Below are 15,695 nucleotides of genomic sequence, written 5' to 3' on the forward strand. Positions count from 1 at the left end.
CTTTATCGCAATTTTAAAGTGGCCAATGTGATGATTGCTAACAAGATTCCTACAATCCAAAAACGTGTCACGATCTTGGATTCGGGAATTCCACCCTTTTGATAGTGGTGATGCAAAGGGGACATCCTAAAGATTCTTCTGCCCTCTCCGTATTTCTTTTTGGTATACTTGAAATAGCTCACCTGCATGATGACAGACAGGTTTTCGATCACAAAAATCCCACAAAGCACCGGGATCAAAAGCTCCTTGCGCAAAGTCAGACACAACACCGCAATTACACCTCCCAGCATCAAGCTCCCGGTATCTCCCATGAAAACCTGCGCTGGGTATGAGTTGTACCATAAAAAGCCAACGCAAGCTCCCAAAAAGGCGGCACAGAAAATCACCAGCTCACCAGAATTAGGAATAAACATGACATTTAAGTACTGCGAGAAAATGGCATTACCACTGATATAGGCAAAAATGGCTATTGCCAAACCTATAATAGCGGAAGTCCCTGCTGCCAAGCCATCGATTCCATCGGTTATATTAGCCCCGTTCGATACCGCAGTGATGATAAAAATCACCAACAAAATATATAAGTAAGGGGTAAAATCCTCGCCTAGGAAACCTAGGAAATTCTCATAATTAAGTTCATTCTTCTTGGTAAAAGGAATGGTGGTCTTCATGACTTTCACATCTTTGAAAGCTGGGGTCTCTACAACTCCTTCCTCTATGGATACCGGGTTTTGAAATTCTCTCACCACCACATCTTCATGGAAATAAAGGGTAGCTCCAACGATAATTCCAATTCCCACTTGACCAATTATTTTGAACTTCCCTGCAAGGCCTTCTTTGTTCTTCCTGAAAACCTTAATAAAATCGTCCAGAAAGCCAATTCCTCCCAACCATACTACAGTCACCAACAATAAAATGATATAGACATTATAAACATCTGCAAACAACAAAGTGGGAATGATAATGGCTGCAATCATCATCAACCCGCCCATGGTTGGCGTTCCTTTCTTTTCTGATTGGCCTTCCAAGCCCAAGTCTCTTACTGTCTCTCCAATCTGCATTTTTCTGATCCAATTGATCATACTTTTGCCAAAAGTGATGGCAATGATCAATGACAGCATAGCAGCCATACCCGCTCGGAAGGAAATGTACCTGAAGACACCTGCCCCAGGGAAATCAAACGCGCTGTCGATATAGTCAAAAAGATGGTAAAGCATTTATTTGTTTGTATGTATCAGTTGCATTAATTCTTTTACTGTTTGGAAATCATCAAAAGGGTGTTTCACTCCCTTGATCTCCTGGTAAGTTTCATGTCCCTTACCTGCGATAAGGATAATATCCCCTTTCTCGGCCATGACACATGCCGTTTTGATCGCCTCCCTTCGGTCAGCAATAACTAGGGTCTTTTTGAAAGCCACCGGATTAACACCTGCCTCCATATCTTTCAGGATATCCATTGGCTCTTCATCCCTAGGATTGTCAGAAGTCAAAACCACCTTTTCGCTCATCTCTGTAGCGATCTTGGCCATGACAGGACGCTTGGCCTTATCCCTATTTCCTCCACAACCCACTACGGTAATGACTTTTTCACCACCAGTCCTTACTCCTTGAATCGTTTTAAGTACATTTTCCAAAGCATCAGGAGTGTGCGCATAATCCACAATAGCTGTGATTCCCTCCACTACTAACTGGTCAAACCTTCCATTTGCCCCTTTGATTTTGGAGAGCTGCATCAATACTTCATCTTCTTCTTCTCCCAGAAGTACGGCTGAACCTAAAACACTGGTAATATTATAAGCATTGAATTCTCCTATCAATCGAAACCAAGCCTGCTTGCCATTGATATCCAACTCCAACCCTTGAAGGGTATTGCTGATCACCTTGGCTTTAAAGTCGGTAGGATATTTCAATCCATAAGTATGCTTATTGGCTTTGGTGTTCTGCATCATCACCATCCCGCGCTTATCATCAGCATTAACTAAAGCAAAGGCATCCTTAGGTAACTCATCAAAGAGTTTTTTCTTAGCCTTGATGTACTCATCAAAAGTCCCGTGATAATCCAAATGGTCATGGGAAATATTGGTAAATACAGCCCCTGCCAAAGTCAATCCGGCCATTCTCTCCTGAACAATCGCATGCGAACTGGCTTCCATAAAGCAATGGGTACAGCCTTTTTCCACCATCCCCGCCATAAGCTGGTTGATAGCGACACTGTCAGGTGTGGTATGAGTAGAAGGAATAATTGCATCATTGATCTTATTCTCTACCGTACTCAACATGCCCGTGACATATCCCAACTCCATGAAAAGATTATGCAATAAGGTCACACAAGTGGTTTTCCCATTGGTTCCTGTCACTGCCACAACCTTCAGTTTGCCAGAAGGATTACCATAGTAATTAGAAGCCATTACCCCCAAAGCCTTCGCTGAGTCAACTACCTGTACAAAGGTTATTTCCTTGTTCAGCTCCGCTGGAAGGGCTTCACAAACTATACTCTTAGCTCCTTTTTCGATGGCCTGAACAATAAACTCATGTCCATCCACCTGAGTGCCAGCCACCGCCACAAACACCGACCCTTCACCGACTTTTCGGCTGTCGAAGACAATATCTTTTACTTCCACTTCCATATCACCGGTAGTAGACGTCAAAGAGACTTTGTACAATATGTCCTTTAATGTCTTCATCAACTTAATTCAATTCTTATGGTACCTCCTTTTGGTACATTTGATCCGGCCTGGATGGACTGTCTTTTCACCCTTCCTTCACCGGAGTAGTTCACTCTTAACCCTTTATTTTCCAACACATATAGTGCATCCCTTAAAGTCATTCCAGACACATCTGGCACCAAAGGAGCATCTACCTTGTTTGGTCTCCAATTAATGGACCTGTTCACCACTGCGGACTTTACCCATCGTTCTGCTCCATCATAGTGATTCGATATGCCGAACTTGTTACAGATCATTTGAAGTTCATCCGCCATACCAGCCTGAATGTAAGGGAACACGACTTGCGACAACTGTGGTGCAGGAGGCACTGGCTTGGTTTCATCTCTATTCAGTTTCAAATCCTGAGCATATATCTTATCCGCTATTTCTTTGAAAACCGGCGCTGAAACATCACCTCCATAGGCATTGAATCCTTTAGGACTATCGATCACGATAATCATACTGTACTTGGGTTCATCTGCAGGAAAATATCCCGCAAAGGACGTATAGTACTTCTTGGTATACCTGCCATTCACCAACTTTTGAGCCGTGCCAGTTTTTCCCGCGATTTTATACTCGCTATTACTAATATTTTTGGCTGTTCCGTTCTCCACTACACCTTCTAGCAAAGATTGTAGCTGTTTGATCGTTGATTCCGAAGCGATACCCCTTCTCAATATTTCAGTATCATATTCTTCTTCCACATGGTTGCCTTTCTGTATGCGCTGCACGATCATTGGCTTTACCACCTTACCACCATTGGCAACAGCATTGTATAAAGTCAAAGTTTGGATAGGAGTCACCTTTAACTCATAACCTATAGACATCCAAGGCAAAGTGGTGCCATACCAATTTTTCTTGTCTTTGGGATCCTTGAAATAGGGAATTCCTTCCCCTTTAATCTGAAACCCTAAAGGCTTATCCAATCCCACTTCTTCCACATAGCTCAGGTACTTCGCTGGATCGACTCCAAAATGCTCGTCTACCAATCGTGAAATGGCCACATTGGAGGATTTTTCAAAAGCCTGTCGAATGGTCAATTTCCCATAGCCACCATATTTGGCATCCCTCATGGTCTGGTTATAGAATTTATATGCACCATCACCCGTATCCACAGTATCTTTCAAGTTCACTTTTCCTTCTTCCAACAAAGCCAGCATGGAAAGTAACTTAAAAGTTGACCCTGGCTCTGTCAACCCTTGTTCACCTACCGCATAGTTATAATACTCACCGTATCCTGAACCATTGTCCTTTTTCTCCAAATTGGCTATTGCCTTGATATGGCCTGTCGCTACTTCCATCACCACCACACAACCATACTCAGCATTCTTGTTCATTAATTGTCTCAAAAGTGCCGACTCCGCCACATCCTGAATATTGATATCAATGGTGGTAACAATATCATATCCATCCTCAGGTCGGATATCCTCTGCATCATGAACAGGCTTCCAAGTTCCTCCAGCAATTTTCTGAAACAATGCCTCTCCGTTCTTTCCTTCCAAGTAACCATTGAAACTGTACTCAATTCCAGCCCCATACCTGTCCTCATTCAAAAACCCGACGGTCCTTCCTGCTAGATTTTTAAATGGCCTATATCTTTTTTCTACCTTTTCAAAAATGACTCCACCACCCATTCTACCATTCCGGAAAATGGGCCAAGATGACATCATTTGCTTTTCTTGATAGCCAATTTGTTTTCTATTAAGCACCAAATACCTTCTGCCATCTATCCGGGCATCATTAATGATTCTTTTGTAGGAAGCCGCAGACTTGTCTTTATAGAAAGCAGAAAGATTTCTGGCCAATGAGTCAATACCAGACCGGTACAATTCTTCATCCGCTATCCCTGGATCAAGTACCACCCTGTAAAAGGGCAAACTCGTCGCCAATAAACTCCCGTCACTGCTGTAAATATTACCCCTAGTAGCACTGACTTTCCTGTATTGGAGGTTGATATCCTGCGCTTTCTGTCTCCATTTATCCCCATCCACAAACTGAACATGGGCTATCCTGTACAGAATAGCCCCAGCGAAAAGCACCATGACCAAAAAGGCCAGCCTTACCCTCAGTAATATGGATTTCTTAATGTTCATTTATCTCTAATAATCTTTATTGGAGGTTCTTCTATTTCGTAAATGTTTAACACCTTTATTTTCTTTGCTACTTCGGATTGTTTGCTGCTGAACATATATTCAGCTTCCAGAGTAGTGACATCGGCCCTGAGATCTTCCACCTCCTGCTGAAGCTTCTCGATTTCTCTAATGGTACTTTCAGCCTTATGGTTACTCCAGATATACACCAAGGCCAAGAAAGCGGCATAAAAGAACGGAGGCACCAACCTAACAGGGATTCCCTCTCCCAACCAATCACTGATTTTCAGCTTTTGGTCGATAAACGAAAAGAGGTTTTTTCCATTGCCAGTATTACCTGAATTCCGGCTTTCGTTGCTTCCTCTTTTTATTTTTTTCTTAAAAGTATTTCCTTCCATGATTATACTTTTTTAGCGATTCTTAACTTGGCACTTCTGGCCCTATTATTTAAAGCAACTTCTTCTGGACTTGCTTGGATAGCCTTACGACTGATTGGCTCCAAAGGGCGTATTAGGTTACCATAGAAATCCTTTTCAACTTCTCCCTGAAGCTTGCCTTTGTTGATAAAGTTTTTCACCATCCTGTCTTCAAGGGAATGGTAACTCATCACCACCAACCTGCCATCTGGTTTCAAAACCTCTACAGTTTGGTTTAACATTTCTTCCAGAGCACCCATTTCATCATTCACCTCAATCCTTAGGGCCTGAAAAACCTGAGCAAAATATTTAAACTCCCTTCCTCGGGGAGCCATTTTTTGAAGCAGTTGCTTGAACTGCTCTATCGTTTCAAACTCTCTAACCGCCCTATCTGAGACCACCGCCTGTGCTAAGGTTTTTGCATTTTTGACCTCTCCATAGATGCCAAAAATTTTGTGCAGTGCGCTTTCCTCATAGGTATTGAGAACTTCCTTGGCAGACAAGCCCGCCAACTGATTCATGCGCATATCCAAATCCCCATCAAAACGGGTAGAAAAACCTCTAGTAGGCTCATCTATCTGATGGGAAGAAATCCCTAAATCTGCTAATATCCCATCCACTTTACTGACCCCATACAGCCTAAGGTACCTTTTAAGGTCTCTGAAGTTAGCCTGTACAAAGGTGAAGTTCGGATGTTCCATCGCATTGACCGCAGCATCCTCATCCTGATCAAAGCCATACAGGTGACCTTCCGGCCCCAAATGCTTCAGAATTTCCTTGGAGTGTCCACCTCCACCAAATGTTAAATCCACATATACGCCATCTGGACGTATAGCCAGCCCGTCAATGCATTGGGACAGCATTACGGGGATATGGTATTCAGTAGCACTCATTTCTTGGAATCAGATAAATATTCTCTGGCCTGCTCAGCAAAAACTTCAGAATCCCCAATCAAGAAGTCATCATACTTCTGAGGGTTCCAAATCTCGATGGTCTTACCCATACCCACTACCACTACTTCCTTGGTAATCTCAGCAAAATGTAATAATGGCTTTGGAATCGAGAACCTTCCAGTAGTGTCCAACTCTACTTCAGTATTACCACGGTAAAAGCTCCTCTTAAAATTCCGTTGTTTTGGATCAAAATCATCCAATGCCGATACTTTTGCGTCCAATTTCCGATACTCGCTCATGGGGTAGAGTACCAAACAAGGATCAAAACCTCTCCGCATTACCAACTCATTCCCATAGGTTTCCGGTAATGCCGCCTTTAGCTTGGCAGGCAAAACCAGACGTCCTTTGGCGTCAAGCTTGCAGTAATATTCACTAGAGAAATTGCCCATGTTTTTCTTAACGAGTCCCGTTCAAATACAAAAGTAATAAAAGCATTCACACAATCCACCACCTTTCCCCACTTTTTCCCACTACTTTATAAAAGTATCCAAAACTTTGATTTTTCCCAATATTTTAATAAAAAATATCCCAGCTAAACACTGGTTTCCACCCACTTACGAGCCAAAAAGTTCATTTTAGACAAAGCACTACAAAAGCTTAACAAGACAAATAAAGCCATTTTTCAGCTAAAAAAGGCCATTTTTAAAGCAAAACAGCCCTGTCGAAACTTCCCGGTGGGGGAAATTCCCATACGTACCCAAGATTTGATTTTTTTTGATAATTTTTGAAAAAAAATGCAACTACGATGCGAAAACTTGGGTTTTTAATGAAAAACCCAAAAAATATTTTTGTTTTATACACAAAAATTAGCTGATTCTACACAAATAAACCACCTACTTTTTCCTCAGAATTGTATATTTCACCAAATTTTCCAAAGATGTTTTGTACTCTGAATCTGGCAAACCAGACAGTATATCAAGAGCTTCCTGAAAGAATTTATTCATGATTTCTTCGGCGTAATCCAAGCCTCCAGAAGCCTTCACAAATTCTATAACTTGATTGACAGCCTTTTTATTTTCATTTTTATTTCGGATGAGATAGATGATTTTCTTTTTCTCAGTCCAACTGGCATGATTCAAAGCGTAAATGAGCGGCAAAGTCATCTTTTTCTCTTTGATATCTATCCCCACAGGCTTGCCCACTTCATCCTCTCCGTAGTCAAATAGGTCATCCTTGATCTGAAAAGCCATTCCTACCTTCTCTCCGAAATCTCGCATTTTCTCTACTACCGCTTCGTCAGCACCTGCAGTAAGGGCACCAACAGCACAGCAAGAAGCAATTAAACTAGCTGTCTTCTGACGAATAATGGTATAATAGACATCCTCTGTAATATCTAGATTACGGGCTTTGGCAATTTGGAGCAATTCTCCCTCACTCATTTCCCGAACCGCATTGGAAACGATTTTCAATAAGTCGAAATCTCCATTATCAACACTCAATAGTAAACCTCTGGAAAGCAGGTAATCACCCACCAAAACTGCGATCTTATTTTTCCAAAGCGCATTAACGGAAAAAAAACCTCGACGGTAATTAGCATCATCCACCACGTCATCATGCACCAAAGTCGCCGTATGCAATAACTCAATCAAAGCCGCTCCCCTGTAAGTGGACTCATTGATCCCACCTGTCACACCAGCTGTCAAGAAAACAAACATAGGACGCATTTGCTTTCCTTTTCTTTTGACAATATAACTGGTAATGTGGTCCAGGAGCTTGACCTTACTCTTCATAAAAGATCGAAACTTCTTTTCGAAGTCGGTCATCTCGACAGCAATAGGGGCTTGTATTTGTTTGAGGTCTGGCTTCATCGCTTTTTTGGTGATGCAATAATACAATCTAATAAACCATTGACAAAATAGAGGGGATGATTATTCCAAAGCAACATCATCATTCAAGGCCATTCAGCCCATTGCTTAAAAAATGTAAGAAAACCTTAAACTGCCCAAAAGCTGCCCCTTTGCAGCTTCAGTCTCCTTACTTCGGTAAAAGAACCTGTACGAAAAGCCAAACTTAGGATAAGCCAGTACCAATTCCCCAAAATATTCGTTAACCATCTTTTCTGGCACCATCCTAAAAACGCCCCAATCAGCTCTTTCACCCACACCTTGGATGGTTGCATTCCAAAAGACCCGCTTAAATTCTACGCCTCCGTGAAAATAGATTTCCTTTCCCCCACTTTGCCCCACTCGTGAGCCAGTGATATAACTTTGGCCTGAACGATTAAACTTCCCCAGTCTAAAAGAAGGGGAAAAACGAATACTTCGATCAAAGTTCCCTAAGGCAAACTTAGAAGAAAGCCAAAAATCAAAAGGTCCAGCATCAATCATTTGATATGCAGCATCTGTCCTAACATTTATTAAAGCACCGCTTCCAATCTGATAGCGCCATCCCTGAGGCTGGGGAAAACCAAAAAGACGATGGTACCAAACCTGTACATCCTCAGCTTTAGAACCAGGGCCAACCTTCCCAAGAAGGAAATTACCTTTTAACCAGCCTCTCTTGACTAAGTACTGGTATGAAGTATTCAAAAAGAGTATTCCTGCATAAGGCCGGTCGTATTCTCTCACATCTGTCTGAGTATATCGCTGAGGGGTATAAATCTGCTGTGACAGATCGAATTTCATTCTGCTGCGAGGGGTAAGGTATCGAGCATATCCCAGAAAAACACCATGGGTATAATACCGATCAAAATGGGTAAATGCCAACGCATCATTATCCACTTGCAAAAACATTTCATGTTTTCTTAATGCTCCTTCATCGCTTTGAGCTTGACAATAAATGACTTCAAACACCAAAAAACATAAGGAAAATAAGATTTTATTGGGCTTACTCAATTTTAAAGCTTCTAAGTCGAAAAGATGAAGTAAATTATCAAAAAATCTTTATTCATATAGTTTTTAAGGGCATTTCTTAGTGTTTTGTTTTAATGAGCATATTAGTTCTGCTTATTATCAAAGCTTCATTTTTTCATTATCTTTGACAAATCATCAAACCTAATCCCCTTGACTGACGATTATATCAAACATAAATACGACCCCATTCTTCCTCGGAAAGATGAGTGGCCGGTGGTGAAGCTGTCCAAAAACAGAAAGGAATTTATCCAAACCATAGCTTCCCATAGCAGCGATAGGATCATCAACATCACGGGAAACAATTTAGATCTTCTCAAGGAAGAACTCGAGACCACCCTATACCGGGAAAGAATGAGAGTCAAACAAAACCCTTGGTTGGTAGATCCAGATGATGAAGATGATTTTTGGTCTGGTGTTAAATCTACCTTGGTGCAACTCTCCTCAGAAACTCACAGCACAGAAGAAGACAGGAAAGTGGGCTACCATAAAATCCTTGACAGCATCACCACGCGTTATGCTGAAGAGATTGCCAGTAATTTCAAGCACAGTCATTATAAGGCCACCAGAAAGATTGTAACTTTTGGCTTTTCCCGACTGCTCAATGCTGGGAGAGTAAAGGGCTTCGGCTCAATCTTTAGTAAGCAATACACCCTTCAGGACAAAATCCAGATCATTGGTGAGACGGATCAAATCAGGGATCTTGCTTCCAAAGGGACGATTGTCATGGTCCCTACCCATTTCAGCAATCTGGACAGTATTTTGATAGGATGGACCATCAGCACTTTGGGCATGCCTCCATTTATTTATGGTGCCGGGCTCAACCTATTCAACATCCAGATTTTCGCCTACTTTATGAATGCACTTGGTGCTTATAAAGTGGACAGAAGAAAAAAGAATTTACTGTATAGGGAAACCTTAAAAACCTATTCCAGTGAGGCTATCCAGTTTGGATGTCACAGCCTTTTCTTTCCGGGAGGGACCCGATCCAGGAGCGGCAAAATTGAATCCAAACTAAAACTTGGTTTACTCAGTACCGCCATAGAAGCGCAAAGAACCAACTATGAGCAAGGCCTGAACGACATCAGCGGAAAAGTATTCATTGTCCCTGTCACAATCAACTATCACTTTGTATTGGAAGCTCCCAGTTTGATCAAAGAACACTTGAGCTTAACTGGTCAAGAAAGGTACTATAAGGAAACAGATGAGTTCTCCACTTCTTATAAAATCTCAAAGTTCCTGGTAAAGTTTTTCACCAAGGGGTCTGACATTTCCGTGTCCATTGGCCAAGCCATGGATATCCTCGGGAACTATGTGGACAAAGACGGAAACAGCCTAGATAGAAACAACCGCATCATTGATTGCCGTGACTATTTCCTTTCTGATGGAAAAGTGACGGTAGATCCCCAGCGGGAAGAAGTGTATACCCACAAACTAGGAGAGCGGATAGTTGAGGAATTTCACAAAATCAATAGGATTTTCAGCAGTCACCTTGTTGCCTTTACTGCTTTTCAGATGATCAAAAAGAAAAACAGTAAAATGGACCTTTTCAACCTTCTAAGGCTACCAGATGACGAACTGATCTTGGAATACAATGATTTCAGGTCAGAATGCCAAAGGGTACTGAACCGAATCATGGAAATCCGCAGTGAAGGACAAGTTCATGTGGCTCCCCATTTAAAGCAAGGCCTTGACGAAATCATTTCTCATGGCTTGGCCAATGTGGGAATGTACCATGCCAAAAGACCGCTGATCAAAACTTCTGAAAACAAAATCACCACACAGGACATGAGCCTCCTGTATTTTTACCATAACAGACTTGACGGATATGACCTTGAAAAGCTCTTCAAATAATTTTGACAAACCTGTTGGGGTGATTGGCATTGGCAGTTTTGGTACAGCCATAGCCAATATTCTTGCCGAAAAAAGCAAAGTAATCGTTTATGCCCGAAAGCAGGAAATCGTTGACGAAATCAACTTTCAGCATAGTGCAGAAGGAAGGAGCCTCCACCATAATATATCGGCGACCACTGATCCAGAAATAATTTGCGACTCCTGCGAAGTCATGTTCCCAGTGATTTCTTCATCAGGGTTTAGGGAGGTCATGCAAAAATTCGCTCCTTTTCTCCACCCTTACCATATTCTGATCCACGGCACCAAAGGTCTGGCCCTCAACCTCCCCGATGACAAAAGCCTAGAAGATGTCAGCAAAATCAAAAGGGAAAATATATGTACCATGAGCGAGGTAATCCTCAATGAAACAGTAGTGGTTAGGGTCGGCTGTTTGGCTGGACCAAATCTTGCCAAGGAACTTTCCAAAGGACAACCAGCCGCTACCGTAGTCGCCAGTAGATTCAATGAGGTTATTGTGGAAGGTCAAAGGCTTCTGCGCTCCGACAAATTCCAAGTATATGGAAACCAAGACATTATTGGTGTGGAGCTCAGTGGCGTACTCAAAAACACCATTGCTATAGCTTCTGGTGCATTGGCCGGATTGGGCTTGGGCGAAAATGCACGCGGACTCCTTATTTCGCGAGGCATGGTTGAATTGATTCACTTAGGAAATGCACTTGGAGGACAAACCCAATCCTTTATTGGCTTAGCAGGAATTGGGGATCTTGTGGCCACTTGCAGCTCCACGCTCTCCAGAAACTATACTGTTGGCTACCGTCTGGCCCAAGGTGAAACATTAGAGCAAATCAATGACAGTATGGAAGAAGTCGCTGAAGGGATCAATACGGTTAAACTTATGAAAACCTTCCTGGAGGGAACGGGCATGCGCGCCCCAATCACTGAAAATCTCTACAAAGTCCTTTTCGAAGGTTTTAAGGTGGAAGATGCCTTATACTACTTGATGAAATATCCCTTCAATGTGGATATTGATTTTCTGTAGGAAGAAATTTGGAAACTCAAATGACCATTTAAGCTTTATGAAAAACCTTTCTGCCTTTTATTTTCTGATCGCTTTCAGCTTCCTTTTCTCCTGCAAAAGTAGTCAAGAGCTACTTTACACAGATGAATCCACCCCAGCTTTAGTGGCTGATGGCTTTGCTTTTACGGAAGGTCCTGCGGTAGCTCCCAATGGAGATGTCTATTTCACTGACCAGCCTAACAACCGCATTCATCGTTGGTCTGCTGAAACAGGAAAAGTAACTATCTATATGGAAAATGCAGGAAGGGCCAATGGCTTGTTCTTTGACCGAGAGGGCAATTTATTGGCCTGTGCCGATGAAAAATTCCAATTATGGCAGATTGACAAAAACAAAAATGTAACAGTACTGGTAGACGGCTTTGAGGAAAAGGACTTCAACGGCCCCAATGACCTTTGGGTAGATCAAAAAGGAGGAATTTATTTTACCGACCCCTATTATCAGCGTGACTATTGGGAAAGACAAGAAATGGATATGGAAAGTCAGCGGGTTTATTATAGAAATCCTAAAAACCAGGAAGTGAAAATAGTGGCTGATCACTTTGTGAGACCAAATGGTATTATCGGCACCAATGATGGCAAAACACTATTTATCGCTGATATTGGAGATAAGAAAACCTACAAATACACCATTCAAAAGGATGGAAGCCTTAGTGAACCTCAACTTTTTACCGCAATGGGATCTGATGGCATGACCGTCGACCAGAAGGGTAACGTTTACCTTACTGGCAATGGTGTCACTGTCTTTAATCCTCAAGGGCAGCAAATAGGCCATATCTCCGTCCCTCAAAAATGGACAGCCAATGTTACTTTTGGAGGAAAGGACAGAAAAACCCTGTTTATCACTGCCAGTACAGCTGTTTATACAGTAGAGATGAATGTTAAAGGAGCTAGATAAAAGTATTCAAATTAATCTTCATCTGAAGGGTGCGCTAAGCTCCTTACTGAAATCCCAAAAGCTTTGGCAGGATTGATCTTCAAGAGCATGTTGATATCTTGCTGGGTAAAGCCCTGTTCTTCTAAAGCCGGAAGGAGCTCTTTAAAAATCCGGGTATAGCCAACAATATTTTGTTCTGTCTTTTGTGGATCATACCATCCTGCATCATGTGAAATCAATACGTGGTCCAAAATCCCATTTTCCTTGGCAAAGACCAACTTCTCAAGATGCTTCTTCATCTCCCAACCTAAGCCATCAAAACTGATCCAACACCCTGAATCGGCTGCTTTTAGGTACTGAGCCATATCCTCCTCTGCCTGGGCATGTACCCAAATAAAAGCGCTTGGAGTAACATTGAGATCCTTTAAAATATTCAATTGTGGCCACAACCCCTTAGCCGCCCCAGTGTGAGAGGCAATAGTCAGTCCAGTCTTCAGATGTGTTTTAGCGGCTGCTTTCACCAATTTGGCATCAATGACCTCAAGCGAGGCTAAATTATCTACGCTTATCTTTATAAACCCAGGCTTGATTCCGGTATCTCCTATTCCATTTTCAAATTCATTTATCCAACTTTCCGCCAATTGGTCATCACTCCATTGGTAGGCATATTCAGGTATATATTTGTTGTTAACCGCACCATACAAACCTGTATTGGTAATAATGGCAATGCCAGACTTCTCTGAAAACTGCTGGAGCAAACCTGGATCCCGCCCTAAAAAATTTGGAGTAGGATCAACAAAGTAATTTACCTTATAAGTATGCAGATCACTTAAATGCGGAAGCATTACCTTTAACACCTCCTCATCAACCCAATCCTCTTGAGAAATACTATCGGCACCGATAAAGTCCACTAATAAATGCTCATGCGTCAACCATACCTTGGAGGTATCTACCTTATGTATGCCATTCACGGTTTGGATAAAAGGCATATCCTGATTTCTAGAACAAGAATGAAAGGACAAGCAAAAGACGATGATGATATAAATTGGGCTATTTCTCATTTGGGATAAATTAAATTTCTCTAATTAATTTACCATCCTTTCCTTTTCAATCAAATGCCAAAGACATAAAAAAGCCTCTTACTAACAGTATAAGAGGCCTTCAAAGTTTTATAAGTAATAGGGAAGCTTATTCATGGGATAAAGGAATCCACTGGACTGATAAATCAGGATCTTCCATGCCTGCATCAAACGGAAACATTGGCCTTTTGATACGGTTATACTCTAGGCGCATCAAGTCCTGATCCACTCCCCCTGGGGTCAAAGCAAGCAGCCAGTCAGCCCTCATGTTGTAGAGTTCAGGTACAAGGTATCCTATCTTTACGACCACTATATCTGTCTCTTTTGGGTTCAAACCTAAATTGGTGAAGTCACTTTCGTGATGATAAGGCTTGCGCTTATTAGTCACTATCACATGTACACTTCCTACTTTGACCACAACTTCTGTTTCAGCATCCCGGTCACCATGCTCGATAGCTTCCACGGTTCCTTTCAAAGTAATCGGCCCAGCAAATCTATTATCAACAGCTGCTCCCACAGGTGCTTCAACCTCTCCGCCCACACCTACTTCAACAGCAGCCTTGATCAACTCTGGCCCCGGGATAGACGCATAGATCAAGCTGGGTCCATCTGCTGATTTAAATTCTGGCCTAGCCAAAATTTCCTTCAAAGTCCAGGTCACATCTCCCGCTCCACCAGCAGTCGGATTGTCACCTGAATCACTGATCATAAATGGTACTTTATCACTCTTCACCGCAGCATCCAAAGCCTCTTCAAGCGTAGCAGTTGGTGCGACAAAATCAAACTCATCCCTCACCGCCCAAAAACTTTCTGCCAAATCTTCAGCCGTCCGGCCTACTTTTTCTTTATCATCTCCGGTGACCATCACCACTCCATGATTTCGGGGCTCATCAGCCCAAGCATAACCAATCCAAATAGCGGCATCCACTACTCCTTCTTGATCAGCAGCAGGAGCTACCTTGGCATATAAACTTTTCCCAGGCTCAATTCTTGTACTGGTCTTTTCTCCAGGCAATAGGATCGGCACCGGAATATAAGCTTTATAGGCAGGTTTACCCTCACCACTTTCCAGTCTTTCCAAAAGATTGTCCATGGCTCTTTTCTTAGATTCCAAAGCATCCTCATGAGGCGCCAAGCGATAACAAGTAATAATATCAGAGTGCTTTGCCAACTTATGAGAAACATTACCGTGCAAATCCATAGAAGTAGAAATAATTGGCTCTTCACCGATTACTTCACGAATTCTTTCAATCATATCTCCCTCGGGATCGTCCACGCCCTGAACACTCATGGCACCATGAATATCAAAGAACAAACCATCATAAGGACCATTTTCTTTCAACATTGTAAGGGTCTTTCCCATTAAAGACTCGTAAGCCTCCTTACTGACAATTCCACCTGGAATGGCATGGCCTTTAACAGTGGGGATCCATTCTGCTCTTTTTCTATTGGCCGAATCGGATGCCATAAAGGGATAATAAGAAAATATATCGTCTCCGCTCTTAGCATGAAATGCTGTTTCCTCTGTAACAGCCGGAGAAAAAGTACTGGATTCTATTGCCAATCCTGCGATGGCTATTCGAGGCAAAGAAGAAGATTCTTCTTGCTCTGTGGAAGGGTTACAAGAAATCAACCCTACTACAGTAAACAACAAAACAAAGATTTTGGTGAGGGTGAGTGTTTTTTGCATAAATGAAGTTTTTACGTAATTCAACTAATTTAAATAAAAAATTCATTAATGTTTAACCATTCATCAAGTTCTTTACTGCATTTTTAACTATTCTATCAATTTAATAACAA

13 protein-coding genes are annotated in these 15,695 nt (G+C 42.1%); 3 read left to right on the forward strand and 10 right to left on the reverse strand.

The features are described 5' to 3' along the window. Positions 1-2: 2 nt before the first annotated feature. The 8 genes from mraY to JL001_RS01520 form a co-directional block, all read right to left on the reverse strand. Complete coding sequence (gene mraY / locus JL001_RS01485) at positions 3-1,214, reverse strand: phospho-N-acetylmuramoyl-pentapeptide-transferase (RefSeq protein ID WP_192011093.1); 1,212 nt, start codon at positions 1,212-1,214, stop codon at positions 3-5. Then, entirely contained in the window at positions 1,215-2,681 is a 1,467-nt protein-coding gene (locus JL001_RS01490; protein WP_200974360.1) for a UDP-N-acetylmuramoyl-L-alanyl-D-glutamate--2,6-diaminopimelate ligase, read from the reverse strand. Further along, complete coding sequence (locus JL001_RS01495) at positions 2,681-4,795, reverse strand: penicillin-binding protein (RefSeq protein WP_200974361.1); 2,115 nt, start codon at positions 4,793-4,795, stop codon at positions 2,681-2,683. Before JL001_RS01495 ends, JL001_RS01490 begins: the two co-directional genes overlap by 1 nt. Then, entirely contained in the window at positions 4,792-5,190 is a 399-nt protein-coding gene (locus JL001_RS01500) for an FtsL-like putative cell division protein (RefSeq protein WP_200974362.1), read from the reverse strand. The genes JL001_RS01495 and JL001_RS01500 overlap by 4 nt, the downstream gene beginning before the upstream one ends. A gap of 2 nt (positions 5,191-5,192) precedes the next feature. After that, on the reverse strand, positions 5,193-6,101 hold the full coding sequence (rsmH, locus tag JL001_RS01505; protein WP_200974363.1) for a 16S rRNA (cytosine(1402)-N(4))-methyltransferase RsmH: 909 nt from the start codon (positions 6,099-6,101) through the stop codon (positions 5,193-5,195). Next, a complete protein-coding gene (gene mraZ, locus JL001_RS01510) occupies positions 6,098-6,550 on the reverse strand; it encodes a division/cell wall cluster transcriptional repressor MraZ (protein WP_192011088.1) in 453 nt (150 codons plus the stop codon). Before mraZ ends, rsmH begins: the two co-directional genes overlap by 4 nt. A 444-nt stretch (positions 6,551-6,994) precedes the next feature. Further along, complete coding sequence (locus JL001_RS01515; protein ID WP_200974364.1) at positions 6,995-7,969, reverse strand: polyprenyl synthetase family protein; 975 nt, start codon at positions 7,967-7,969, stop codon at positions 6,995-6,997. A 105-nt stretch (positions 7,970-8,074) separates the two neighbouring features. Then, positions 8,075-8,995 (reverse strand): lipid A deacylase LpxR family protein, encoded by a 921-nt coding sequence (locus tag JL001_RS01520; RefSeq protein WP_370567345.1) that lies wholly within the window; start codon positions 8,993-8,995, stop codon positions 8,075-8,077. 168 nt (positions 8,996-9,163) lie between these two features. On the opposite strand from JL001_RS01520, the gene JL001_RS01525 reads away from it, so the two are divergent. From JL001_RS01525 to JL001_RS01535, 3 genes are read left to right on the forward strand one after another with little or no spacing between them, the layout of a single operon-like run. Next, on the forward strand, positions 9,164-10,864 hold the full coding sequence (locus tag JL001_RS01525) for a 1-acyl-sn-glycerol-3-phosphate acyltransferase (protein WP_200974366.1): 1,701 nt from the start codon (positions 9,164-9,166) through the stop codon (positions 10,862-10,864). Further along, positions 10,839-11,903: an NAD(P)H-dependent glycerol-3-phosphate dehydrogenase gene (locus JL001_RS01530; RefSeq protein ID WP_200974367.1), complete on the forward strand. Its 1,065-nt coding sequence runs from the start codon at positions 10,839-10,841 to the stop codon at positions 11,901-11,903. Before JL001_RS01525 ends, JL001_RS01530 begins: the two co-directional genes overlap by 26 nt. Before the next feature lie 37 nt (positions 11,904-11,940). Next, positions 11,941-12,837, forward strand: coding sequence for an SMP-30/gluconolactonase/LRE family protein (locus JL001_RS01535; protein WP_200974368.1), 897 nt, complete (start codon positions 11,941-11,943; stop codon positions 12,835-12,837). Positions 12,838-12,848: 11 nt separating this feature from the next. On the opposite strand, the gene JL001_RS01540 is transcribed toward JL001_RS01535, so the two are convergent. Continuing rightward, a complete protein-coding gene (locus JL001_RS01540; protein ID WP_200974369.1) occupies positions 12,849-13,877 on the reverse strand; it encodes a phosphotriesterase in 1,029 nt (342 codons plus the stop codon). 127 nt (positions 13,878-14,004) lie between these two features. Continuing rightward, the gene (locus tag JL001_RS01545) at positions 14,005-15,585 is read right to left on the reverse strand and encodes a M81 family metallopeptidase (protein ID WP_200974370.1); all 1,581 of its coding nucleotides are present in this window, start codon (positions 15,583-15,585) and stop codon (positions 14,005-14,007) included. Positions 15,586-15,695: the final 110 nt, after the last annotated feature.

The sequence above is a fragment of the Echinicola sp. 20G genome (genome assembly GCF_015533855.1).
Lineage (GTDB): Bacteria > Bacteroidota > Bacteroidia > Cytophagales > Cyclobacteriaceae > Echinicola.